Origin of the sequence: Paenibacillus sp. FSL E2-0190, assembly GCF_037992965.1 — a bacterium.
GTDB classification, from domain to species: domain Bacteria; phylum Bacillota; class Bacilli; order Paenibacillales; family Paenibacillaceae; genus Paenibacillus_AQ; species Paenibacillus_AQ odorifer.
In genome coordinates this window covers 5,301,357-5,325,131 of record NZ_CP150306.1, presented here as the reverse complement: position 1 = coordinate 5,325,131, position 23,775 = coordinate 5,301,357, and the positions used below count along the sequence as shown (strand labels likewise).

Genomic DNA, 23,775 nt, shown 5'->3' with positions numbered 1-23,775 from the left:
GCAAGAGGTGTGCTCCTGATGAACAAAACTCGTCATGCTCCCGATATTTGGTTGCTGATTCCCATTCTTTCTTTGCTGGTGATCGGCATGGTGATGGTATACAGCGCCGGATCTGTTTTAGGCTTCCGCAATTATGGAGATTCGTTTTACTTTGTAAAGAGGCAGCTTTTGTTTGCAGGACTGGGACTTGTTGCAATGTTTGTTACAGCGAATACAGACTACAAAGTGTTAAAAAAGCTGGCTAAGCCGGCACTGATTGTCTGCTTTATCCTGCTCGTTATGGTGCTTATTCCCGGCATTGGTGTAGTTCGCGGGGGAGCGCGCAGCTGGCTCGGAATCAGCTCCTTCGGGATTCAGCCCTCCGAGTTCATGAAGATGGGGATGATTCTATTTCTGGCGAATTGGCTGGGAAAAGAAGAGTATGATATCACCTCCTTCACTCGTGGCTTACTTCCACCGTTAGCGCTTATCGGATCAGCTTTTGCACTGATTATGCTCCAGCCGGATCTGGGTACAGGTACCGTTATGTTTGGCGCAGCCTTGATGATGGTCTTTACAGCTGGGGCAAGAATGAAACATCTACTCTCACTAGGAGTAGCTGGGGTGGCTGGTTTTGTTGCTTTGGTTGCCGCAGCACCTTACCGGTTGCAGCGGATCACCGCTTTTCTTGATCCTTGGTCCGATCCCCTCGGTGCAGGCTACCAGATTATTCAGTCGCTATACGCGATTGGGCCTGGAGGGCTCGGGGGTCTCGGACTTGGAATGAGCCGGCAGAAGTACAGTTATGTACCTGAGCCGCAGACCGATTTTATTTTTTCTATATTGGCCGAGGAACTGGGGTTTATCGGTGGTTTGGCAGTGTTGATCCTGTTTCTTATTCTAATCTGGCGCGGAATGAAGGTGGCGATGAGTCTGCCTGACCGTTTTGGAAGCTATTTGGCCGTTGGCATCGTCTGTATGGTGGCTGTGCAAGTCATTATTAATATTGGTGTGGTCATTGGTCTGATGCCTGTAACAGGCATTACGCTTCCTCTGATTAGCTATGGAGGTTCTTCGCTTACACTGATGTTAACCTCCCTGGGCATTCTATTGAACTTATCCCGTTATGCGAGGTGAAAGACATGCGTATCGTATTAAGCGGCGGAGGCACGGGTGGTCATATCTATCCCGCAGTCGCTGTTGCTAGACAACTGGAATCAGAAGATAGTGAATCTACCTTCCTGTATATTGGTGGAACGCGTGGCTTAGAGAGCAAGCTTGTTCCCCAAGAGAATATCCCTTTCAAATCTATCGACATCACTGGCTTTCGGCGCAAGCTGTCCATGGACAACGTCAAGACGGTGATGCGTTTTTTAAAGGGCGTTAAGGCTTCCAAAGAAATGTTAAGAGAGTTTAAGCCTGATGTTGTAATTGGTACAGGCGGTTATGTATGTGGTCCAGTCGTTTACGCTGCATCCCGGCTGGGCATCCCAACCTTGATCCATGAGCAAAATGCTATCCCTGGTTTAACAAATCGTTTTCTAAGTCGTTACGCGAGTACAGTGGCCGTAAGCTTTGAAGGGACAGAATCTGCTTTTCCGGGGAGCAAGCACGTAATCTACACAGGTAATCCTCGGGCAACGACCGTTACTACGGCTAGTCCACAACGGGGGTTTGCCTCGCTGGGCATTCCGGATAACAGCACGGTTGTTTTGGTTGTTGGCGGCAGTCAAGGGGCTAAGGCTATTAATAAAGCCATGATTGAAATGGCCCCATTTGTGGGTAAGGGTAATGGTGTTCATTATGTTTACGTTACAGGTGAGCCTTATTTTGAGGATACCCGTGCTGAATTGCGTCAGAAGCTGGGTAGCACACCGAACTGGCTGCATGTCCTACCTTATGTTCACAATATGCCGGAGGTCTTGGCTTGTACCTCCTTAATCGTAAATCGGGCGGGGGCATCCTTTCTCGCTGAGATTACAGCGCTGGGTATTCCTTCTGTACTTATCCCTTCTCCTAATGTGACGAATAATCACCAAGAGGCGAATGCAAGACAGCTGGAACGCGAAGGAGCCGCTGTGGTGCTGCTTGAGAAGGATTTGAATGGTAAGGCGCTTTATGAAGCTGTGCAAGCAATCATTGGAACTGAAGCTGTACGCCAAAAAATGTCCGAGGCTTCCAAACGACTGGGCAAAAGGGATTCTGCTGCCATTGTCACTAACGAACTCCGAAGACTAGCCGGTAAACAGTCTTAAGCCATTAACCTTTGAGAGGTTTTTCCTTATTGGCAGCTCTCTGTCACACACTTGGAGGAACGAACATAGGATAATCCTATAATCGTGACAATCACCCAGGACACTTCCTAACCTGAAAGGTAGTGCAGGATAATCTTGTACATTTCATATGACCTTGTATCGGAAGTGTTTGTGGTGGGTGAGCGGTAATCTCGGAGGTGATACATTGGACAAATTGGTGATTGAGGGTGGAAGTCCCCTGTCAGGCACCATTCGTATCCATGGAGCAAAAAATGCGGCGCTGCCGATTCTAGCGGCAAGCCTGCTGGCCGAAGGAGTTCACTCACTGCATAATGTGCCGAAGCTGCTGGACATCGAGACTATGCTAGACATCTTGGATCGGCTGGGCTGCAGGTGCGTGCATCAAGAGGATACGGTGACGATAGATACGTCAGCCGTGGGGACATCTCATGTACCTGAGGATTTGATGCGGCAGATGAGATCTTCCATTTTTTTAATGGGACCGCTGTTATCCAGATTTGGTGAGGTAACGATCTATCAGCCTGGTGGCTGTGCGATCGGGGAGCGTAAAATCGATCTTCATTTGCAGGGTCTTAAAGCACTGGGGGCGGAGATCGAGGAAAGCAACGGACGAATATCCTGTCGGGGCTCAAAGCTTGTAGGGAGTGATATTCATCTCGACTATCCAAGTGTTGGAGCCACGGAGAATATTATGATGGCTGCCGCCAAGGCAGAGGGGACAACTACGATATCGGGAGCAGCAAGAGAGCCGGAAATACAGGATCTACAGCAATTTTTGAATAGTATGGGTGCTCAGATTATCGGTGCAGGCACGGATACCATTACGATCCAGGGTGTCAAAAACTTATATCCCTGTACGTACGAGGTAATCCCAGACCGGATAGTGGCTGGAACTGTAATGATTGCTGCGGCAGCTACACGTGGGAATGTGACCTTGACACATACGAACGCCGGGCATCTGACTTCGCTTATTCATGTGCTTAAGCGGGCTGGTGTTCAAATCACAGTATGCAATGATATAATTAATGTCAGCTGCATGGGGCGTCCGCGTGCGGTTGAGAGAATTGTAACCTCTCCTTATCCTTCTTTCCCGACGGATCTGCAATCTCAGGTCATGGTGCTGCTGTCGCTCGCCGATGGTTTTAGTGTGATCAAGGAGACGGTGTTTGAGGGACGGTTCAAACATGTGGAAGAAATGGCCCGGATGGGTGCTGACATTTCTATCGATTTGAATCGTGCGTTTATTCGCGGCGTTCAGAGATTGTATGGTGCTACTGTGGAAGCTACTGATTTGCGGGCGGGTGCAGCTCTGGTCATTGCCGGGCTTGCTGCACAAGGGACTACGGTCGTTGAGCAAGCGCATCACATTGACCGTGGTTATGATGGAATAGAGAAGCTGTTTCAGAAGCTTGGCGCGCGTATAAGCCGTAAGGTGCCTGTAACGGATCCACTTGATTTGGCCAATTAAAGCTCCCTGTCTCCTTCCAGATCTCCCAGAGAAGGAGACAGGGCCTTATTACGGAGAATATGAGAATGACTACAACCCGATTACCTCTTCTTAAAGAGGACAAGCCTAAGAAAAAAATGAGCCGTAAGATTACGGCGATCCTGCTGCTGCTGTTCACTGCGCTTCTTGCTGTGATTTTTTTTAGATCGTCTATTAGCCATATTACAGTGATAGATTTTCAAGGTAGTAAGTATTCTACTAGTGAAGAGCTACTCTCACAAAGTGGAATTAAAATAGGTGGGCAATTCTTTGCTGTATCAACGAAAGATGTGGAAGAATCTCTGCTGAAGCTTAAGACGATTAAAGACGTCAGCGTGCAGAAGGATTTCCCCGGGGTGATCACAGTGAAGATTGAGGAGTTTCCAGCGGTAGCCTATGAACTGGAACAGGGAGGCCTCTTGAAGGCAATTCTGTCCAGTGGAGCTGCAGTCCCTGTTAATGAGACAGGAATTGCCGTTGAGAAACCCATATTAACGAACTGGGACCCGGAAGATCCGAATAAGGCTAAGCTTTGTCAAGCATTAGCAAGCATTCCTAATGAATTGACAAGTGATATCTCTGAGATTGTTCCCTCGCCGACCTTGTCTTTTCCAGACCGGATCAAGCTCTATACTAGATCCCGTTTTGAGGTGATTACAGCCATCTCATTGTTAAAGAGCAAGGTGTCCTATTTGAATCAGATTATAGAGACTGAACAGCCTGGACTGATTAAAATGCTAGAAGCCGATTCATATGTTCCCTTTCAGGTTGTAAGCGATGAAGAAGATGTTGCGCAAGAGTAGTGTGGAGGTAAATAGTCCCTACTAATAGAGTTAAAAAAATGCTACAATCGGAGTTACGGGCAATAAGCTATATCCCTCTTTTTTCTTCGATTTTTTTGAGATATAGTACTATATTTGGTTGAAATGACCAATTAGGCCGATATTTCTTGTGATAATTGCTATTTTTACAATAACATATGAGTAACTATTCACATTTGGGGATGTTGGAATATTATTCCGTTCAAAAAATTTGTAGAAAAAAGAGGGAAAGGATTAGGTATGTTGAATATGTACAGAGAAGTTTCCCGGGACCGGGATAAGGTAATGCAATTAATTATGATTATAACAGGAGGTGCCATAGGACTTGAGCAACAATGACATCATTGTTAGTTTGGACATCGGTACATCCAAAGTTCGGGCAATAATTGGGGAAGTTACCAATGGAACCTTTAATATTATTGGCGTTGGATCTGCCGATTCGGAAGGAATACGTAAAGGCGCGATTGTAGATATCGACCAAACTGTGCAATCGATCAAAAGTGCTATAGATCATGCAGAGCAGATGGTGGGTATTCAAATATCAGAGGTTTATGTAGGCATTTCCGGTAATCATATTGGCCTGCAATCCAGCCACGGTGTTGTGGCCGTTCAGAATGAGGATCGTGAAATCGGCGATGATGATATCGATCGCGTAATTAAAGCTGCGGAAGTCATTGCTATGCCTCCGGAGCGTGAAGTGATTGATGTTGTTCCCAAACAATTTATCGTCGATGGTCTTGAAGGAATTCAAGACCCGCGCGGAATGATTGGTGTTCGTCTGGAAGTTGAGGCAACAATCATTACGGGTGCTAAGACGCCAATACATAATCTACTACGCTGTGTTGAGAAATCAGGGCTGAAGGTAAAGGATCTTGTGCTGATGTCTCTTGGAGCTGGTGGATTGGCGCTGTCCAAGGACGAGAAATCGATGGGATCTGTTCTGGTTGATATCGGTGCGGGCTCAACAACAATAGCCATATACGAAGAGGGTTCTCTTAGTGCAACCTCCACGATTCCGATCGGAGGAGAATTCGTAACCAATGATATTGCCTACGGACTTCGGACACTTACTGATCAAGCGGAGAAGGTAAAACTTAAATATGGTTGTGCTTGGATTGACGATGCAGCCTCAGACGTTGTCTTCAAGGTATTGCGCATTGGCAGTAACGTGGAGAAGGAATTTAACCAAGAGGATCTGGCGGCCATTATCGAGCCAAGGGTGCAAGAAATATTCCACCTGATTCGTCAAGAAGTTAAACGGCTTGGTTACAGTGAACTGCCTGGAGGTTATATACTAACAGGTGGGACTGTCTCGATGCCGGGTGTATTGAAGGCTGCTCAGACCGAGCTGGCTGCATCTGTACGCATCGCCGTGCCGGATTATATCGGTGTACGGGACCCTGGGTTTACCGGCGGTGTCGGTATTCTGCATAATGTTGTCCGTAGTTTCCGTGGAAGAAACAGTGGTGGAAGCAGCAACAAAAAGACGGTCAACCGGAGCAAGCAGAACGCCACTCCGAGTCAGGAAACTGTTCAGAAGCCCGGATTTGTGGAGCGTCTAAAAAATATGTTTAGCGAGTTTATATAAGTGTAAGTCCAGATATACTTGGACCGGCCATCCAAGCACATTGAGGGGGAGATGGAACAATATGTTAGAATTTGATTTTGAAATGGAGAGCTTGGCGCAAATAAAAGTCATCGGCGTGGGCGGCGGAGGTAGTAATGCTGTCAACCGGATGATTGAAAACGGCGTTCAGGGTGTAGAATTTATTACGGTTAATACAGACGCCCAAGCGTTGCATATGGCCAAATCGGAGCACAAGCTGCAGATTGGGGACAAGCTGACCCGCGGTTTGGGTGCAGGCGCCAACCCTGAAGTCGGTAAGAAAGCAGCGGAGGAATCCCGTGATCTGATTTCGAATACCCTTAAAGGTGCAGATATGGTATTTGTTACTGCAGGAATGGGTGGCGGTACAGGTACAGGTGCGGCACCAGTTATAGCTGAAATTGCTAGAGAGTGTGGAGCCCTGACTGTGGGTGTAGTGACTCGCCCGTTCACTTTTGAAGGAAGAAAACGTTATAACCAGGCAATGCTTGGAATCGAAGCTTTGAAAGAAAAAGTCGACACACTAATCGTCATTCCAAATGACCGTTTGCTTGAAATTGTTGATAAGAAAACACCGATGTTGGAAGCTTTCCGTGAAGCAGATAATGTTCTCCGGCAGGCTGTTCAAGGTATCTCTGACCTAATTAAGGTTCCTGGTCTGATTAACCTTGACTTTGCGGATGTAAAGACGATCATGACAGAGCGCGGTTCAGCGCTTATGGGTATTGGTATTGCAAATGGTGAGAACCGTGCGTCTGAAGCAGCACGTAAAGCCATCATGAGCCCACTCTTGGAAACGTCTATTGAAGGCGCCCGCGGCGTAATCATGAACATTACGGGAGGATCTAACCTCTCTCTATACGAAGTCAATGAAGCGGCTGAGATTGTTACATCCGCCTCTGATCCTGAAGTGAATATGATCTTTGGTGCGATAATTGATGAAGGCCTGAAGGATGATATCAAAGTAACAGTAATTGCTACTGGCTTTGAACATAAACCATCGCCTGAAGCTCCAGGACGCCGTCCGGTCTCGACGAATAACGAGCCAGCGGCAGCACCGGATAAGAACGCTGCTAATCTGCGTCCGTTCGGGAATCAGAACACGTCAGATCAGTTAGATATTCCGACGTTCCTGCGTAACCGTAATCGTGGCAACAATGACTAATTAAATATTTTTATTAAGAGATATGAGGCACCGTATTCCCCAGCTAATAGAGCTAGGGCAATGCGGTGCTTTTTTTTATGTGAAATGCTGTTCAGTAGGAATAAAACCCTCCCGCGCTATAACTCGACAAAAAAACCTTAAGAATGCCCCCCAAGTTTAGACAGACTTTGAATGCGAGACTTTTTATACTAATCATATCGTCCAAAAAAACAGAGCCTGATCCATTTTGGCTACAGGATAGATTCCGCCATAGTAAGCAGGTGAATGCACTGGTTGTTTATATTGACTTGATATTCGCCGCCAATCTAGTGATCGACGGAATTCTTTTGTGGCTGACAGGCTGGATGGTCAAGCTGAGGATATCATGGTGGCGCTTAGTCCTCTCAGCTCTGGTTGGTGCGCTGTATGTGGTGATGATGTTTGTGCCGGAGTTGTCTTTCATGTATACCTTCCTCATTAAGTTTGGCTTGTCGGTGGTTATGCTATGGATTGCCTTTGGTTTTGGGAGTCTGCAAAGCTACCTTCGCACTATGGGAGCTTTTTATATTATCAATTTCGCAGCGGCTGGTGGGATTGTAGGTATTCACTATTTGCTGCAGAGCTCCGGTGATATTTGGAATGGTATTATGTTCACTGCTTCAGGAGGGCATGCTTACCGCCTAAAGATTGGCTTTTGGTTTGTAATTGCAGTATTTCCCCTGGTGTTAATCTGCTTCAAGGCAGTGCACTCCTCACGAATCAGAAGGGAGCAGCTTGAAACCTATATCGGTGAGGTGGTAGTAGAAATTGATGGAGTGACTGTTTCCTGTCCCGGCCTGCTAGACACAGGTAACCGGCTTTGTGATCCTTTGACCCGCATACCGGTGATGGTTATGGAATCTTCGCTTTGGGAGGGACATCTGCCTGAAACATGGAAAGGTAGACTCACTCAGGACGGAGCGGACAAACTTTTACTAGAAACGGACGGGCAGTCGTTTGCTTGGCAGGACAGGATGCGACTGGTGCCTTACAGGGGAGTTAACCGGGGGGCATCATTTATGCTCGCACTGAAGCCTGATCAGGTGACGATAAAGCTTGGTGAAGATATCTTTTATTGTAAAAGAGTCTTGATTGGGCTGGATGGTGGGACATTGTCGGGGGATGGAGCCTATCGGGCTGTAATACATCCTGATTTGACTCAAAAAGAGAGCGCTACTGTTGCAGCACTGCCTTCCTAATCTTTAAAGCTAGCTGAACCAAACTTCTGATGGCTGAAAGCGGGATTTGAAAGCTTCACACGCGAACCGTGCACTTCTTGGAGGAGGAACAAATAATGGTCAAATGGAAAATTGCTCTGCAGCTGCAATATTACCGCATGCTGTTTCTACTAGGGCTGAAGAGTCAGGAAATCTATTATATTGGCGGGAGTGAGGCACTTCCTCCACCGCTGACACGGGAAGAAGAAGAATATCTGCTTCAGCGGCTGTCTAGCGGCGATGCAGCTGTTCGTGCGATGTTGATTGAGCGCAATCTTCGCTTGGTAGTATATATCGCTCGTAAATTTGAGAATACCGGCATCAATATCGAGGATCTGGTTTCGATTGGCGCTATTGGCTTAATTAAGGCTGTGAACACTTTTGATCCTGAGAAAAAAATAAAACTGGCTACTTATGCATCCCGCTGCATAGAGAATGAAATCTTGATGTATCTGCGGCGGAACAGCAAGACACGGAGTGAGGTTTCTTTTGATGAGCCGCTTAATATTGACTGGGATGGCAATGAATTATTGCTTTCTGACGTATTAGGAACGGAAAATGATACCATTTATCGGAACATAGAAGAACAGGTTGATCGCAAGCTGCTGCAAAAGGCACTGGAAAAGCTGAGTGACCGGGAAAGACTCATTATGGAGCTGAGATTTGGCCTGCGCGGAGGCGAAGAAAAGACACAAAAAGATGTGGCTGATCTGCTTGGCATCTCCCAATCTTATATTTCGCGGCTGGAGAAAAGAATTATCAAGCGGCTGCGCAAGGAGTTTAACAAGATGGTGTAAGGTGAAATTAGCAAGGAATAAAATGGCGAGCCCGGGAGATAATGTACAGTAATGTTTCTCCTTGGGAGGTAAATCATCATGACCCGTAATAAAGTCGAGATTTGCGGTGTGGATACTGCTAAGCTGCCTGTTCTAACGAATGTGGAAATGCGGCAACTGTTCACTTCGCTGCAGCAGCAGGGCGAGCGATCCGCCAGAGAGAAATTGGTAAACGGTAATCTTAGACTTGTTCTAAGCGTTATCCAGAGGTTCAATAATAGGGGAGAATTTGTTGACGATTTGTTCCAGGTGGGTTGCATCGGTCTGATGAAAGCCATCGATAATTTCGATTTATCACAAAACGTTAAATTCTCCACATATGCAGTTCCGATGATTATCGGTGAGATTCGGCGTTACCTGCGTGATAACAACCCGATTCGGGTATCACGTTCTCTCAGAGATATCGCCTACAAGGCGCTCCAGGTACGCGATAGTCTGACCAATCAGAACTCGCGGGAACCGACGATATTCGAAATATCAGAAGCGCTGGGTGTGCCGAAGGAAGATGTTGTTTTTGCTCTTGATGCCATTCAGGATCCAGTGTCCTTATTCGAGCCGATCTATCATGACGGCGGCGATCCTATTTATGTAATGGACCAGATTAGCGACGATAAGAATAAGGATGTGTCGTGGATCGAAGAAATTGCATTACGTGAAGCGATGCGTAAGTTAGGACAAAGGGAGAAACGAATTTTATCCATGCGGTTTTTCGAAGGGAAAACACAGATGGAGGTCGCAGATGAGATTGGCATTTCACAGGCACAGGTCTCACGTCTTGAGAAATCTGCGATTCAGCAAATGCAAAAACACGTGAAATCTTAGAGCAGTAGCCATGAGGAGATATTCCAGAATCCGAGTTAAGGATTTTGGACTGTCTCCTCTTTTTAATGCATGTTGACAAGCTTCCGGATCATATATTGGACTATAGGTCGGATTGTACAGGGGTGGTGAGATGAACGAGGATTATCAAGGGTCTGCCAAAAAAATGAAAATTTCTGATTTTCAGACGAAGGATGTTATCAACATTGTAGATGGCAAGCGGTTGGGGCAGATTAGTGATCTGGAGCTTGATTTGCGCCGTGGTGTCATTGATGCCATCGTTATACCCGGATACACTCGGTTTATGGGATTGTTCGGAGGCGGGACAGATCTGATTATTCCATGGCGGAATATAGTCAAGATCGGGTCCGATGTTGTGCTCGTGAAGATTGAAGAGTCGCGGATGTCTCCGGGACAGGAAGAGCGTGAAACGATGTATCTGGAACGGGGAGATCGCAGCGAACGGCGCACTTATTAATTAGGTGCGTTTTTTGTTTTTTTATTTAAGAATTTAGGGGATCTGGCTTAACCATCACTTTGTACGGGTATTTACATGTGGTACACTAAGGCGGAGGTGAGGAAATGGAACCGTTTGTGCAGGGGAATGAAATGCTTATGCTGCTCCATCTGGAGCCTTGGCGAGTGGAGCATAACGAAATTACAGCGGGGTTTACTGGTAGACAGGGAGGGGCTAGCAAGGCGCCCTATGACAGCCTGAATTGTGCGTTTCACGTTGGGGATGCTCCTGAAGATGTCCTGAGCAATCGGAGAGCGCTTGCCGAAGCTCTTGATTTCAAGCCGGAAGCATGGACCTGTGGAGAACAAACTCATGGGTCAGAGATAGCTGTAGTAAGGGAAGTAGACCGTGGGCGGGGACAACAGGACAGAGCATCGGCATTTCAAGCTACGGATGGTCTGCTGACGGATGTGCCTGGGGTTTTGTTGACTTCTTTTTATGCGGATTGTGTGCCCCTTTATTTTTATGATCCCGTGCGTAGAGTCGTCGGTCTTGCGCATGCAGGCTGGAAAGGAACGGTGGCTCAGATTGCCGCAGCCATGGTGAGTAAGCTGCAAACGGTATACGGCAGCCATCCACATGATATTGTGGCAGCGATCGGTCCATCCATTGGCGACTGCTGTTATGAGGTGGATGATTATGTGATGGAGCATGTTCGGCAGCTGGAGGGCAGCTTGAATGAGGGGATAGAAACTTTCGATGCTGTGGAGCTTTACAGAGCCTCAGAGACTGATCAGAGTAAATACTTGCTAAACTTGAAAGAAATGAATCGACGCATTATGATAAAAGCAGGAATATTGCCGACTCATATCGAATGTACAACATGGTGTACAAGCTGTAATCGTGATTTGTTTTTTTCTTATCGCAAAGAAAACGGTATTACAGGCAGAATGACGAGCTGGATCGGAATAAAGGAGAGTTGAAAGTTGTCTTTAACACTGCAGGAGAGAATTGCTGAGGTAGAGGAACGTGTAGCACGTGCCTGCGCGGCAAGCGGCCGGGATCGTAATGACGTCAAGGTAATTGCAGTGACGAAATATGTTTCTCTGGAAATGGTATCCTCCGTATTGGAGGCAGGCCTAGAGCATGTTGCTGAGAGTCGCTGGCAGGATGCTGAGCACAAATGGAAGGTTTTAGGGGACAAAGGGACATGGCATTTTATCGGGCATTTGCAAACCAATAAGGTTAAAGACGTTATTGGCAAATTTCAATATATACACTCTTTGGACCGGATGTCTCTGGCGCAAGAATTACACAAAAAGGCGCTTGCTGCTGATCAGGATGTGAATGTGTTTCTTCAAGTGAATATCTCTGGAGAAGATACGAAGTTTGGTCTGTCACCTGAGGCAGTACCTGGATTTTTACGTGAAATCGCTAGTTTGGACCGCGTTAAGGTAATTGGACTTATGACGATGGCACCTTTAGAAGGTGATCCGGAGCTTACCCGTCCTGTATTTCGCGGACTTCGTGAGCTGCGCGATGAGCTTAATCAACTTGCTTTGACACCTGAGCCGATTACGGAGCTGTCCATGGGAATGTCGAATGATTTTGAAGTGGCGATACAGGAAGGAGCCACCTGGGTACGCCTGGGTACGGTGTTAGTAGGCCATTAGGAGGGATCGTGATGAGCGTTATGAACCGATTTATGAGTTTTTTGGGCTTGCAGGAGGAAGAGGAAGTTGTGGAGCGGGAGCAAATCCACGAAGAGGATGAGTATGAGCCGGCCCCTGTAGAAACCCGCAAAAATCAGAGGGGCAACGTTGTCAGTATCCATTCGCAAAAAAATGTCAAGGTTGTATTATATGAACCACGTTCATATGATGAGGCACAGGAGATTGCTGATCATCTCCGTTCGCATCGGACGGTAGTAATTAACCTGCAGCGTGTTCGCAATGATCAAGCAATGCGAATTATTGATTTTCTCAGCGGAACTGTTTATGCCCTTGGGGGAGGAATCTCTAAAATTGGGGGCAATATATTTATGTGCACTCCAGATACTGTTGAAATTCAAGGCTCCATTACAGAAATCCTAGGTGACGATCAAGACTATAACAGAATGAGGTGAATGGGCTTTGCTTCAAATTGATTACATTATCGATATTTTGTTTAACATTTATTTTTACATGATTATTTTCTATGTGCTAATGTCCTGGTTACCCAACGTTCGTGATAACTTCATTGGAGAACTGCTAAGCAAACTCGTAGAGCCGTATTTAACACCTTTCAGACGGTTTATTCCACCGCTCTTCGGTACACTTGATATCTCTCCAATTATTGCATTACTTGTCTTGGAATTCGCGGCAGGCGGACTTAAATCTATCCTGCATTTGATTTTTTAGGCAATTGTGATGAAGAACGAAGTTTACGGGCATTTTCATCCCGATGAACGTCAATTTGTGGACAAGGCCTTCGAATGGGTTACCAACGCTGGAGAATATCATGAGACTAAATTAACTGAATTTCTCGATCCCCGCCAAGGTTTTATTCTGCAAACTTTAGTTAACCGCCATCCTGATGTGATTGTTAAATGGGAAGGGGGACATCCTGAGGCAGAGCGGAAGCGAGCGCTTGTCGCTCCTGATTATCGTGACCTGGATCAGGAAGACATGGAGCTGAAGGTGCTTGCAATAACCTCAGGGGAGCAGAAGTTTCTGGCTCTGGAGCACGGGGACTACATGGGTTCTATTCTGGGGCTGGGCGTTAAACGAGGCAAAATCGGTGATATTCATGTTCTGGACGATGGTTGTCATGTTGTAGTCGCTGCTGATATTGCAGATTATTTAGCTATGAATTTAACTGGAGTGCACCGGATACAGGTAAGTACGGAAGTATTACCCCTTTCCGCCTTGTGTAATAGTGAGGTTAAGCTGGAATTGATGGATTTGACTGTAGCATCCCTGCGATTGGATGGCATTGCCGCAGATGTAACACGGCTTAGCCGAAGCAAAATTCTTGCTCCCATCAAGGCTGGACGCGTTCGGGTAAACTGGAAAGTGGAGGAAGACCCATCCTGCGGTCTTAAGGATGGTGACATGGTATCTATTCAAGGCTTTGGTCGCTTCAAGGTTCTAGAGGTCGGCAGTTTGACGAAAAAGGGCCGATACCGTGTTCAGATTGGTAAATTTGTGTGAATCCCTTGCAGGAATACGGTCTTACTTGTCGAAATTGATTATTTCGAGGGAATCAAACATTTTTTAAGCTGGACGCCGATACTTTTAAGAAGAGGCGGACCATGAATGGCAGGCGGAACACAGGAACACCTTCTGCCTTTACTTGAAGTACAGTCTTTCTTCTTTGTCTGCCGCTTAGTTGCGATTTAGAGATAAAGAAGGTCCGAAATTTCTAGGAGGTGCACAGCATGCCATTAACACCGCTCGATATACATAACAAGGAGTTTTCTCGGAGACTTCGCGGTTATGATGAGGACGAGGTCAACGAATTTCTGGATCAAGTGATCAAGGATTACGAAAGTGTCATCCGTGAGAACAAGGAACTGCAGAATCAGCTTTTGTCTATTCAAGAGCGTCTGGATCATTTTGTGAATATTGAAGAAAGTTTATCGAAGACGATCTTAGTCGCTCAGGAAGCGGCGGATGATGTGAAGAACAACTCCAAGAAGGAATCCCAGCTCATTATCAAGGAAGCGGAGAAAAACGCCGATCGGATTATTAACGAAGCGTTATCCAAATCCCGTAAGGTTGCTATTGAGACTGAAGAATTGCGCAAGCAAGCTTCGATCTATCGCACTCGTTTCCGGACATTAGTGGAGGCTCAGCTGGAGCTGTTATCACAGGATGACTGGAATGCCTTAGAGAGTCGTGAGGCGAGCGAGAATGTAGCTTTCAAGGATGATGTTCTTCATCGCATCTAAAGGTTTCAGACGATAATTGGCTAAATAGAGGGAGCTATTCCCTCTATTTTTATTTTCCGATAAAATAGACCATAATAAAGTGAACTCCATGCGCAAGTACGCTCATAATAGCTAGATTGGGCGAATGGTTGTTGACATTTAGATTCAAAAAGTCTATAAATAGAACATATCTGTATAATGTTTATATGTATTCGATGACGGGACAAGTACGACAAGGTAACGTTCTCCAGAGAGTCGGCGATTGCTGCGAGCCGATTGTTCGAACCCTGCCGGAAGATCTTCCCCTAGAAGTTAAGCTGAAGCGTTGATCGTGCGTAAGCCTAACCGTCTGCCGGACGTTACACCGGACCTGTGCACAAGATTTACGCGCAGGACTGAGATTGTGCTGAATACACTCCCCTTAAGGATGTGCTCATGCGCAGAATTAGGGTGGTATCGCGAGCGTCGTCTCGCCCCTTTGGGGGTGGGATGACGCTTATTTTGTTGTTCCGGGGCGGCTATCCCCCTAAATCCCCCTTTCTAAGGGGGACCCCAAGGGCTGCTGCCCTCTGGACACCCGCAAAGTAAAGCCTCGTGTAAACTAGGTACGGTGGTGGAAACGAACGGATTCATGTGGCTGAAGGAGCGGCCCTTCTTAGGCTCCCCTGGCGGGTTCGCCTGCGCGGCCTATACGGCAAGAGCGGTGAGCGACCAGCTGCGCAAGGTCGCCCATGGCGCCCCGAGCGATTGCTGCCCTACGGGATCGCAGCTCGGGAGCCCGGGCAAGAGCGGTGAGCGACCAGCTGCGCAAGGTCGCGTATGGCGCCCCGAGCGATTGCTGCCCTGCGGGATCGCAGCTCGGGTGCCAGGGCAAGAGCGGTGCGACCAGCTGCGCAAGGTCGCGTATGGCGCCCCGAGCGATTGCTGCCCTGCGGGATCGCGGCTCGGGAGCCCGGGCAAGAGCGGTGCGCGACCAGCTGCGCAAGGTCGCCCATGGCGCCCCGAGCGATTGCTGCCCTACGGGATCGCAGCTCGGGAGCCCGGGCAAGAGCGGTGAGCGACCAGCTGCGCAAGGTCGCGTATGGCGCCCCGAGCGATTGCTGCCCTGCGGGAACGCGGCTCGGGAGCCAGGGCAAGAGCGGTGAGCGACCAGCTGCGCAAGGTCGCCCATTGGCGCCCCGAGCGATTGCTGCCCTGCGGGATCGCAGCTCGGGAGCCAGGGCAAGAGCGGTGCGACCAGCTGCGCAAGGTCGCGTATGGCGCCCTGAGCGATTGCTGCCCTACGGGAACGCGGCTCGGGAGCCAGGGCAAGAGCGGTGAGCGACCAGCTGCGCAAGGTCGCCCAAAGATCGAAAAGAGCTTTATAGACTAATCCATGAAAGGATTGACCATCACATGCAAAAAGTAGATGTCAGAGAAAAGGCGCGGGCAAGAGATGTCCGCATATTAAAGAAATGGAGCGACGAAAATACGTTCCGCAAGTCCATGGAGAACCGTGAGGGACGTCCAAATTATGTATTCTATGAAGGTCCGCCTACAGCAAACGGTGCGCCGCATATCGGACACGTGCTGGGACGGGTAATCAAGGATTTCATCGGTCGTTACCAGACGATGAAAGGTTACCGCGTGGTACGTAAAGCGGGCTGGGATACACACGGTCTGCCAGTAGAACTAGGCGTACAAAAGAAGCTTGGCATCTCCGGCAAACAAGAGATCGAGGAATATGGCGTAGAAAAATTCATCCAGGAATGTAAAGACAGCGTCTTCGGTTATGAGAAGCAATGGCGTGAATTTACAGAAGCAATTGGATACTGGACGGATTTAGATAATCCTTACGTAACCTTGGATAACACCTATATCGAAAGTGTATGGAACATCTTGGCTACAGTGCATGAGAACGGGTTGCTTTACCGCGGACACCGTGTTAGCCCGTATTGCCCGAGCTGCCAGACTACACTAAGCTCACATGAAGTTGCTCAAGGCTACAAAACCGTTAAGGATCTCAGTGCGACCGCGAAGTTCAAGCTGGATGACAGCGGAGACTACGTATTGGCTTGGACGACAACACCTTGGACCTTGCCAGCCCATATGGCGCTAGCTATGAACCCGGACATGGATTATGTACGTGTGCAACAAGAAGATGGTGTGTACATCGTTGCTAAAAACTTGGTCGAAGAAGTAATGAAAGGTGAGCACACAGTCCTTTCTACACATAAAGGTTCCGAGTTTATCGGTAAAACTTACGCACCTCCATTCGGATATATTAAGGCAGAGAAAAGCAATGTTATCGTAGGCGCTTCTTTCGTTACAGATTCCAGTGGTACAGGGATCGTACACATGGCACCAGCACATGGTGAAGATGACTACAAGACTTGCCGTGAGAATGGCATCAGCTTCGTAAATGTGGTTGATAATTCCGGTAAGTATACGGATGTAGTCTCTGATTTTGCGGGACGTTTTGTTAAGGATTGCGATCTGGATATCATTAAGGTTTTGTCTGAAAAAGGATTGCTTTACGGTAAAGAGAAATACGAGCACAGCTATCCGTTCTGCTGGCGTTGTGATACACCACTTTTGTATTACGCAACAGACAGCTGGTTCATCAACACTACAGCGATCAAAGATCAGCTGATTGCTAACAACAACAGTGTGGCTTGGTACCCTGAGCATGTACGTGAAGGCCGTTTCGGGAAGTTCTTGGATGAACTGGTTGACTGGAATATCAGCCGTAACCGTTATTGGGGTACACCCCTCAATGTCTGGGTATGTCAAGAAACGGGCAAAGAGTTTGCACCACACAGCATTGAAGAGCTAAGAGCGATGGCGATTGGTGAGGTTCCTGAAGATATCGAACTGCATAAACCATTCGTGGATAAGATCAAGCTGCGCAGTCCGTTTAGCGAAGGTGCAGAGATGGTTCGTACATCGGAAGTGATCGACGTATGGTTCGATAGTGGCTCGATGCCTTTTGCACAAAGCCATTATCCGTTTGAGAACGAGGATAAGCTGGATGATCAGTATCCGGCAGATATGATCTGTGAAGGGATCGACCAGACCCGTGGATGGTTCTACAGCTTGCTTGCAGTATCCACCTTGTTCAAGGGTAAAGCTCCATATAAAGCAGTTATTGCTCACGGTCATATCCTCGATGAGAATGGTCAAAAAATGTCTAAATCCAAGGGCAATGTTATTGATCCTTGGGAAATCATGAACGATTACGGCACGGATGCATTCCGTTGGGCTATTTTGTCCGACAGTGCACCGTGGAATAATAAACGTTTCTCGCGTGGTCTTGTAGGTGAGACGAAATCTAAAGTAGTGGATACGCTGGTAAATACACATGCCTTCTTGACGCTGTATGCGGGCATTGATGGTTACGATCCAGCCGATCATCCTTTTAAAGTATCAAAACATAAGCTGGACCGCTGGATTCTGTCCCGTCTGAACAGCTTGATTCTTTTGGTGGATAAAGGGCTTGCGGTAAATGACTTCGTGAATACGTCTAGAGCTATTGAGAACTTTGTGGATGAGTTGAGTAACTGGTATATCCGTCGTTCCCGTGACCGTTTCTGGGGGAGTGGCCTAGGTGAAGATAAACTGGATGCTTACCGTACATTGACTCATGTGCTTTTGGCGACAGCAACTTTGATGGCTCCATTTACACCGATGTTGTCCGAAGATATCTTCACGAACCTTGGCGGCGGAGAAAGTGTGCATTTGGCAGACTTCCCGGTTGCTGACGAGAACTTGATCGATAAAGAGCTGGAAGAGGATATGGAAAGTGCAAGACAGATCGTTGAGTTGGCGCGTAACGTACGTAACGAAACAGGCATTAAGAATCGTCAACCGCTGTCCGAGCTGATCGTTTCGATGAACCGTGACTTCCATTTGGCTGAGTATGAAGAGATCATCAAAGATGAGATCAACATCAAGAACATCGTGCTGGAGAACAGTGACAGCGGATTTGTTGATTTCACACTCAAGCTGAATCTTAAGGTAGCCGGTAAAAAATACGGTAAAAATGTAGGCTTCCTGCAAGGCTTCCTGAAAAGCCTCGACAGTGATTCTACCCGCAAAGCGGTACAGGACGGTAAAATTGCAATTGCGACACCTGAAGGTGAAGAGCTTGTAATCACTTCTGAAGAGCTGCTTGTTGAAAAACAAGCCAAAGCAGGTTTCGCCGCAGCTTCCGGATATGGAGTTACGGTTGCGCTCAATACCGAAATCACGCCTGAGCTTGAACAAGAAGGCTGGGTTCGTGAGATCATTCGTGCGGTTCAAGATTACCGTAAACGTCTGGATCTGCCGATCGAGAAACGGATCGCACTCACTTTGAAGTTAGACGATGAGCTAAAAGCAGCTGTTACAGCATTTGACAATGTATTGCGAGACAATGTTCTTGTGACTACGGTTGATTTTGATGGAGAACATGCTTTTGAGACGGTAGAAGTCGGTGACAAATCCATCGGTATCCATATCGAAGCATAATTCTGCATTACCTGTCCCAAAACAGCATATACTAGCGGCATAAGTGTAAACGGAGATCTTCCGTTTATGCGGGAAATATAGTCTTTATATTTCGGCGCAAAACTAACGAGTCCCGAGCTTAAGGAGATGAATTCTCTTTGGCCGGGCTCGTTTACTTTGTAGCGAAGGAAAGACATATGAGAGGAGCCGTAGCTGTGGAGGGAAATAAGAGGAGAATCTCCATTAAGACATCCGGCAATAAGAATAACCCAGACAAGGAAAGGGAGAATAAGGCTTTTCCTGAAGTTAATCCTGAGTATCTAACAGCAGATCCGCGTAATCCCGAGGATATTTCGCTGGAAGAAAAAATGAATACGATGTACCGTTTGACCTTTGAGTGGGCTCATATTTTGGAAAAATCCCGAATTTATCAATATACGGATCTGCTATATTCACCTTGGCGGTTGATTTGGAGAAATATTTTATTTGGAGCAGCTCGGGGAGTTGGGATTGCACTGGGTTTTACTTTTTTTGCGGCAACGATTATTTATATCCTTCAGGGACTAGGCGCGCTCAATCTACCGATCATTGGTGATTATATTGCGGATATTGTGCGGATCGTACAACGTCAGCTAGAATTCAAATAGCCATCGAAACGTTAAGATTAAAAACAGCGAACCATTCCTCAAAACTGGAACAGTACGCTGTTTAAATATTTTTGTGTAGGGGACATCTGTGTTTAGTCTTCGTCGAGAGGATCTAGGCTATGGGTTGCCTCGTCACTGTCCAAATAACGCTGGTAGCTCCGTCCAGGCACTACAATTAGATTGTTGCCCGTGATATCAGTGGCGATAAAGTTCTCCCAAGGCTCTACGCAGCCTTCCAGCTCATCGGCTTCAATCTCCATATCATTATAAGAATCAATATTGTTGCCCTCCGCCATGGCGGGAGAATTCGAGGTACCCCAGCTTTCAACAATCTGCCAGGCATCCTCACCGTCAAAACCGTTTTGATCGTCGCGTTCATCCAGACTGGTTCGTCCAAAAGGTGGAGATAACAGCTCCTCTTCTACTGGTCGAGTGAAAGGTGCGTTTTGCCGCGGGTTGTGCTCTTTACAATAAAGTGTGGAAGGGATGGCAGATAAACGTTCAAAAGGGATCGGCTCACCACTAGCCTTGCATATCCCATAGGTGCCATTATCCATAGCGGATAAAGCAGCTTCAATATCGTCCAGCTCATGCTCGTCCCGCTCTAACAGTGAAATGTCCATGGAGCGATTATACAAATCGGTGGCTGCATCTCCTGGATGGTTGTCATTCTCGGAAAGTTCACCGGAGCCATCCCGCATGGATTCATCTAAGCCGTAATGTTCATTATTCTGAAGCCTGTGCTGAATCGTATCCCGATCTTTTTCCAATCGTGCGCGTAGCTCTGAGAGCTGCTGTACTGTCAGGTGCGTCATAATGAGAAAGCTCCTTTCTGTACCTTTTATAAGAATCATTCCGACTTGCCGGATAACACCGGATGGTTCTCTGTTAGGTTGACCGGAGAGCAGGGATTTTAGCGCTGGAAAATAGTCCCCAAGATTGAACTTAGCGGATGTCCCGCAATAGACGATTCTTTAAGGGCTGTGCTACAATATACAAGTCTTTAAACAGTATTCGTACCGCATTTAGCGGGAAAAATAAGAACGGAGTGACAACTTCTGTGGTGTACTATTTGATTGCTCTTATTGTATTTTTGGTGGATCAAGGGACAAAGTATCTCATTGCTACACGTCTGGAGATCGGAGAACAGATTTCTGTTATCGGAGATTTTTTCCTGATTACCTCTCATCGCAATCGCGGGGCTGCTTTTGGGATTCTCGAAGGTCAGCAATGGTTCTTCTTTCTAGTTACGGTTGTAGTGGTTAGTGGTATCGTTTGGTATTTGAACAAGACTAGACACTCGCGGAAGCTGTTATCTGTTGCCCTAGGGCTTGTACTGGGTGGAGCTATCGGTAACTTCCTGGACCGGATAATCAATGGTGAGGTTGTTGATTTCCTTCTGTTCAATTTTGGGAGCTATAGCTTCCCGATTTTTAACGTGGCGGATTCTTGTATTGTCATTGGGGTTGGATTGATTCTTCTGGATTCTTTTCGTGACCTTAAGAATGGCGAAGAAATTACGGAAATAAAAGAAGTAAAAGAAGCAAAGGAAGTAAGAGAAGGGAATGAATGATTTGAATAAAGACGTCAATCACCAAGCGGCATCTACGAGCGAAGAAGAGAGGGACGTCACGGAATGGACCGTTTCGGCAGAGAACGCGCGGGAGCGAATCGATAAATATATTACGGAATCATGGGAAGAAGAAATTTCCCGTTCTCAGGTGCAGCTGTGGATCAGCGGTGGTAACGTTACGGTTAATGGCAAGCCAGTGAAAGCCAACTATAAGTTATCGGAAGGCGACGTGGTTAGCGTTGTTGTCCCTGAAGCAGAAGTAACGGATTTGATCGCGGAGAACATTCCTCTTGAAGTTGTATATGAAGACAGCGATGTCATTGTGATTAATAAACCCCGGGGCATGGTTGTGCACCCAGCTGCGGGACATCCGTCAGGCACCTTAGTAAATGCGCTGATGTATCACTGTAAGGATCTGTCCGGCATTAACGGTGAGATTCGTCCAGGTATTGTACATCGGATCGATAAGGATACCTCTGGTCTTATCATGGTGGCTAAGAATGATGCCAGTCATGCCTCGCTTGCCGCACAGCTTAAAGAGCATAGTGTTACGCGCCGATATATTGCAGTCGTACACGGCAACTTGTCGCATGATAAGGGCACTGTTGATGCACCGATTGGCAGAGATCCACATGATCGCAAGCTATACACAGTAACCGAAAAGAACAGCAAGAAATCCGTAACCCATTTTACAGTAATGGAACGTTTCGGAGATTGTACACTGCTGGAGCTGCAGCTGGAGACTGGCCGCACGCATCAAATCAGGGTACATATGAAGTTCATTGGCCATCCACTTGTAGGTGATCCGATATATGGACGCAGCAAGGGCACTACGATGAATGGACAAGCGTTGCATGCGGCGGTGCTTGGATTTGTTCATCCTACCACAGGTGAATATAAAGAATTCAGCAGACCTATTCCAGAGGATATGGAAGAAGTGCTGTTCACACTACGCAGCAGATAAGTACAAATGAAGTGATAATTAGTCTATGGTATTGAACACTACTTTACGGCATATTTAAAAACATAAGGATAAAGAAAGGGTAATGCCTTATTCTTTATCCTTATTTTTATAATGAAACGGATATCCGGAAACATACGCCATCCAAGGGACGGCGAAGCCGTTTCTTTTAAAAGTAGAATAGATATTCAGGAGATGAGATGACAGTATGAGTATTGAACAATACCAAGATAGCTTCATTCAGACTAATTTTGCAGACCGCATCGGCGGTGCCAATTATGGCAAAGACACTTCGATTTATAAATTCGAGAAAATCAAACGTGCTAAAGCATCCGCAAAACAGGATTTTCCTAACATTGAACTAATTGATATGGGCGTAGGCGAGCCGGATGAGATGGCTGATGCGGGTATCGTAGCTAAGCTTGCTGAAGAAGCAGCGAAGGAAGAAAACCGCGGATATGCGGACAATGGAATTGCCGAATTCAAGACTGCTGCTGCTGAATATTTGCGGGAAGTTTTCCGGGTGGAAGGAATTGATCCAGACACGGAGGTAGTTCACTCCATCGGATCGAAGCCTGCGCTGGCTATGTTGCCATCTTGTTTCATCAATCCAGGTGATATCACGATTATGACCGTGCCGGGTTATCCAGTCTTGGGTACACATACTAAATATTTGGGTGGACAAGTATTTACAGTGGAGCTGAAGAAGGAGAACAAATTCCTTCCAGATCTGAATGAAATTCCGGAAGACATTGCTCGTAAAGCTAAGCTTCTTTATCTAAACTATCCAAACAATCCAACGGGCGCTAGTGCCACTCCTGAGTTTTTTGCTGAGGTCGTTGCATGGGCGAAAAAATACGATGTAGTGGTTATTCATGACGCACCTTACGCTGCCTTGACCTATGACGGTTTGAAGCCACTTAGCTTCCTCTCCGTTCCAGGTGCAAAGGATGTGGGTGTGGAGCTGCATTCTCTTTCTAAGTCTTACAATATGACGGGCTGGAGAATTGGTTTTGTGGCTGGTAATCCGCTAGTGGTTAAAGCCTTCAGCGATGTGAAGGATAATAACGATTCCGGCCAATTTATCGCGATTCAAAAAGCAGCAGCTTATGGTCTTGCTCATCCGGAGATTACTGAAGCGATTGCAGATAAATACTCCCGTCGTCACAACCTGCTGGTTGATGCACTGAATAGCCTCGGCTTTAAAGCTGAGAAGCCAAAAGGCTCCTTCTTCCTGTATGTCGCTGCACCTAAGGGAATCAAAGACGGCCGTCGCTTTGAATCCGGTGAAGATTTCTCCCAATTCCTCATTCGTGAGAAGCTGATCTCCACTGTGCCTTGGGACGATGCAGGTCCGTTTGTTCGTTTCTCCGTTACCTTTATTGCTAAAGGTGAAGAGGAAGAGAGACGTGTCATCTCTGAAATTCAAAGACGTCTTAGTGATGTGGAATTTGAGTTTTAAGCATTGTTATTGAATTAATGAGGCTGTCCCAAAAGTAGTGAATTCTACTTGGGGGCAGCTTCTTTTTTATGGAAT

General features: G+C 46.9%; 22 protein-coding genes and 1 other annotated feature. Of the genes, 21 read left to right on the top strand and 1 reads right to left on the bottom strand.

The window, feature by feature from the left end; all coding sequences use genetic code 11:
* Positions 1 to 18: 18 nt before the first annotated feature.
* The 18 genes from spoVE to NST25_RS23385 all read left to right on the top strand — a co-directional run bounded on the left by spoVE (position 19) and on the right by NST25_RS23385 (position 19,704).
* Entirely contained in the window at positions 19 to 1,116 is a 1,098-nt protein-coding gene (gene spoVE, locus NST25_RS23470) for a stage V sporulation protein E (RefSeq protein ID WP_036683647.1), read from the top strand.
* A gap of 5 nt (positions 1,117 to 1,121) precedes the next feature.
* Entirely contained in the window at positions 1,122 to 2,234 is a 1,113-nt protein-coding gene (gene murG / locus NST25_RS23465) for an undecaprenyldiphospho-muramoylpentapeptide beta-N-acetylglucosaminyltransferase (protein ID WP_076136524.1), read from the top strand.
* A gap of 205 nt (positions 2,235 to 2,439) precedes the next feature.
* Positions 2,440 to 3,723, top strand: coding sequence for a UDP-N-acetylglucosamine 1-carboxyvinyltransferase (gene murA / locus NST25_RS23460; protein WP_036683642.1), 1,284 nt, complete (start codon positions 2,440 to 2,442; stop codon positions 3,721 to 3,723).
* A 65-nt stretch (positions 3,724 to 3,788) separates the two neighbouring features.
* Positions 3,789 to 4,544, top strand: coding sequence for an FtsQ-type POTRA domain-containing protein (locus NST25_RS23455; RefSeq protein ID WP_076192056.1), 756 nt, complete (start codon positions 3,789 to 3,791; stop codon positions 4,542 to 4,544).
* 343 nt (positions 4,545 to 4,887) lie between these two features.
* On the top strand, positions 4,888 to 6,150 hold the full coding sequence (ftsA, locus tag NST25_RS23450) for a cell division protein FtsA (protein ID WP_076136520.1): 1,263 nt from the start codon (positions 4,888 to 4,890) through the stop codon (positions 6,148 to 6,150).
* A 61-nt stretch (positions 6,151 to 6,211) separates the two neighbouring features.
* On the top strand, positions 6,212 to 7,333 hold the full coding sequence (ftsZ, locus tag NST25_RS23445; protein WP_076129065.1) for a cell division protein FtsZ: 1,122 nt from the start codon (positions 6,212 to 6,214) through the stop codon (positions 7,331 to 7,333).
* Positions 7,334 to 7,602: 269 nt separating this feature from the next.
* Entirely contained in the window at positions 7,603 to 8,550 is a 948-nt protein-coding gene (gene spoIIGA, locus NST25_RS23440; protein WP_076129086.1) for a sigma-E processing peptidase SpoIIGA, read from the top strand.
* A 92-nt stretch (positions 8,551 to 8,642) separates the two neighbouring features.
* Positions 8,643 to 9,365 (top strand): RNA polymerase sporulation sigma factor SigE, encoded by a 723-nt coding sequence (sigE, locus tag NST25_RS23435; RefSeq protein ID WP_036683937.1) that lies wholly within the window; start codon positions 8,643 to 8,645, stop codon positions 9,363 to 9,365.
* A 78-nt stretch (positions 9,366 to 9,443) separates the two neighbouring features.
* The gene (gene sigG, locus NST25_RS23430; protein WP_036683631.1) at positions 9,444 to 10,226 is read left to right on the top strand and encodes an RNA polymerase sporulation sigma factor SigG; all 783 of its coding nucleotides are present in this window, start codon (positions 9,444 to 9,446) and stop codon (positions 10,224 to 10,226) included.
* A gap of 130 nt (positions 10,227 to 10,356) precedes the next feature.
* Positions 10,357 to 10,701, top strand: coding sequence for a YlmC/YmxH family sporulation protein (locus tag NST25_RS23425; protein ID WP_036683628.1), 345 nt, complete (start codon positions 10,357 to 10,359; stop codon positions 10,699 to 10,701).
* 104 nt (positions 10,702 to 10,805) lie between these two features.
* Positions 10,806 to 11,663, top strand: coding sequence for a peptidoglycan editing factor PgeF (gene pgeF, locus NST25_RS23420; RefSeq protein ID WP_076306393.1), 858 nt, complete (start codon positions 10,806 to 10,808; stop codon positions 11,661 to 11,663).
* A gap of 3 nt (positions 11,664 to 11,666) precedes the next feature.
* Positions 11,667 to 12,353 carry a YggS family pyridoxal phosphate-dependent enzyme gene (locus NST25_RS23415; RefSeq protein WP_340392593.1) on the top strand — a complete coding sequence of 229 codons (687 nt, stop codon included), beginning with the start codon at positions 11,667 to 11,669 and terminating at the stop codon, positions 12,351 to 12,353.
* An 11-nt stretch (positions 12,354 to 12,364) separates the two neighbouring features.
* Positions 12,365 to 12,805, top strand: a complete 441-nt coding sequence (sepF, locus tag NST25_RS23410) for a cell division protein SepF (protein WP_036683619.1) — start codon at positions 12,365 to 12,367, stop codon at positions 12,803 to 12,805.
* Positions 12,806 to 12,812: 7 nt separating this feature from the next.
* On the top strand, positions 12,813 to 13,079 hold the full coding sequence (locus NST25_RS23405; protein ID WP_036683616.1) for a YggT family protein: 267 nt from the start codon (positions 12,813 to 12,815) through the stop codon (positions 13,077 to 13,079).
* Between the two features lie 9 nt (positions 13,080 to 13,088).
* Complete coding sequence (locus tag NST25_RS23400; protein ID WP_340392591.1) at positions 13,089 to 13,871, top strand: YlmH/Sll1252 family protein; 783 nt, start codon at positions 13,089 to 13,091, stop codon at positions 13,869 to 13,871.
* 227 nt (positions 13,872 to 14,098) lie between these two features.
* Positions 14,099 to 14,611, top strand: a complete 513-nt coding sequence (locus tag NST25_RS23395; RefSeq protein WP_051491297.1) for a DivIVA domain-containing protein — start codon at positions 14,099 to 14,101, stop codon at positions 14,609 to 14,611.
* A 185-nt stretch (positions 14,612 to 14,796) separates the two neighbouring features.
* Positions 14,797 to 15,071 (top strand) — a binding site (T-box leader).
* 914 nt (positions 15,072 to 15,985) lie between these two features.
* The gene (ileS, locus tag NST25_RS23390) at positions 15,986 to 19,078 is read left to right on the top strand and encodes an isoleucine--tRNA ligase (RefSeq protein WP_340392589.1); all 3,093 of its coding nucleotides are present in this window, start codon (positions 15,986 to 15,988) and stop codon (positions 19,076 to 19,078) included.
* A 329-nt stretch (positions 19,079 to 19,407) separates the two neighbouring features.
* Positions 19,408 to 19,704, top strand: a complete 297-nt coding sequence (locus NST25_RS23385; protein WP_340394460.1) for a DUF5665 domain-containing protein — start codon at positions 19,408 to 19,410, stop codon at positions 19,702 to 19,704.
* A gap of 92 nt (positions 19,705 to 19,796) precedes the next feature.
* On the opposite strand, the gene NST25_RS23380 is transcribed toward NST25_RS23385, so the two are convergent.
* Positions 19,797 to 20,519, bottom strand: coding sequence for a TraR/DksA C4-type zinc finger protein (locus NST25_RS23380; RefSeq protein WP_076098553.1), 723 nt, complete (start codon positions 20,517 to 20,519; stop codon positions 19,797 to 19,799).
* A 245-nt stretch (positions 20,520 to 20,764) separates the two neighbouring features.
* On the opposite strand from NST25_RS23380, the gene lspA reads away from it, so the two are divergent.
* The 3 genes from lspA (at position 20,765) to NST25_RS23365 (ending at position 23,700) form a co-directional block, all read left to right on the top strand.
* Positions 20,765 to 21,277 (top strand): signal peptidase II, encoded by a 513-nt coding sequence (lspA, locus tag NST25_RS23375; RefSeq protein WP_036683603.1) that lies wholly within the window; start codon positions 20,765 to 20,767, stop codon positions 21,275 to 21,277.
* Entirely contained in the window at positions 21,270 to 22,241 is a 972-nt protein-coding gene (locus tag NST25_RS23370; protein ID WP_076192046.1) for an RluA family pseudouridine synthase, read from the top strand. The genes lspA and NST25_RS23370 overlap by 8 nt, the downstream gene beginning before the upstream one ends.
* Before the next feature lie 205 nt (positions 22,242 to 22,446).
* Positions 22,447 to 23,700 carry an LL-diaminopimelate aminotransferase gene (locus NST25_RS23365; RefSeq protein ID WP_076098555.1) on the top strand — a complete coding sequence of 418 codons (1,254 nt, stop codon included), beginning with the start codon at positions 22,447 to 22,449 and terminating at the stop codon, positions 23,698 to 23,700.
* Positions 23,701 to 23,775 lie beyond the last annotated feature (75 nt).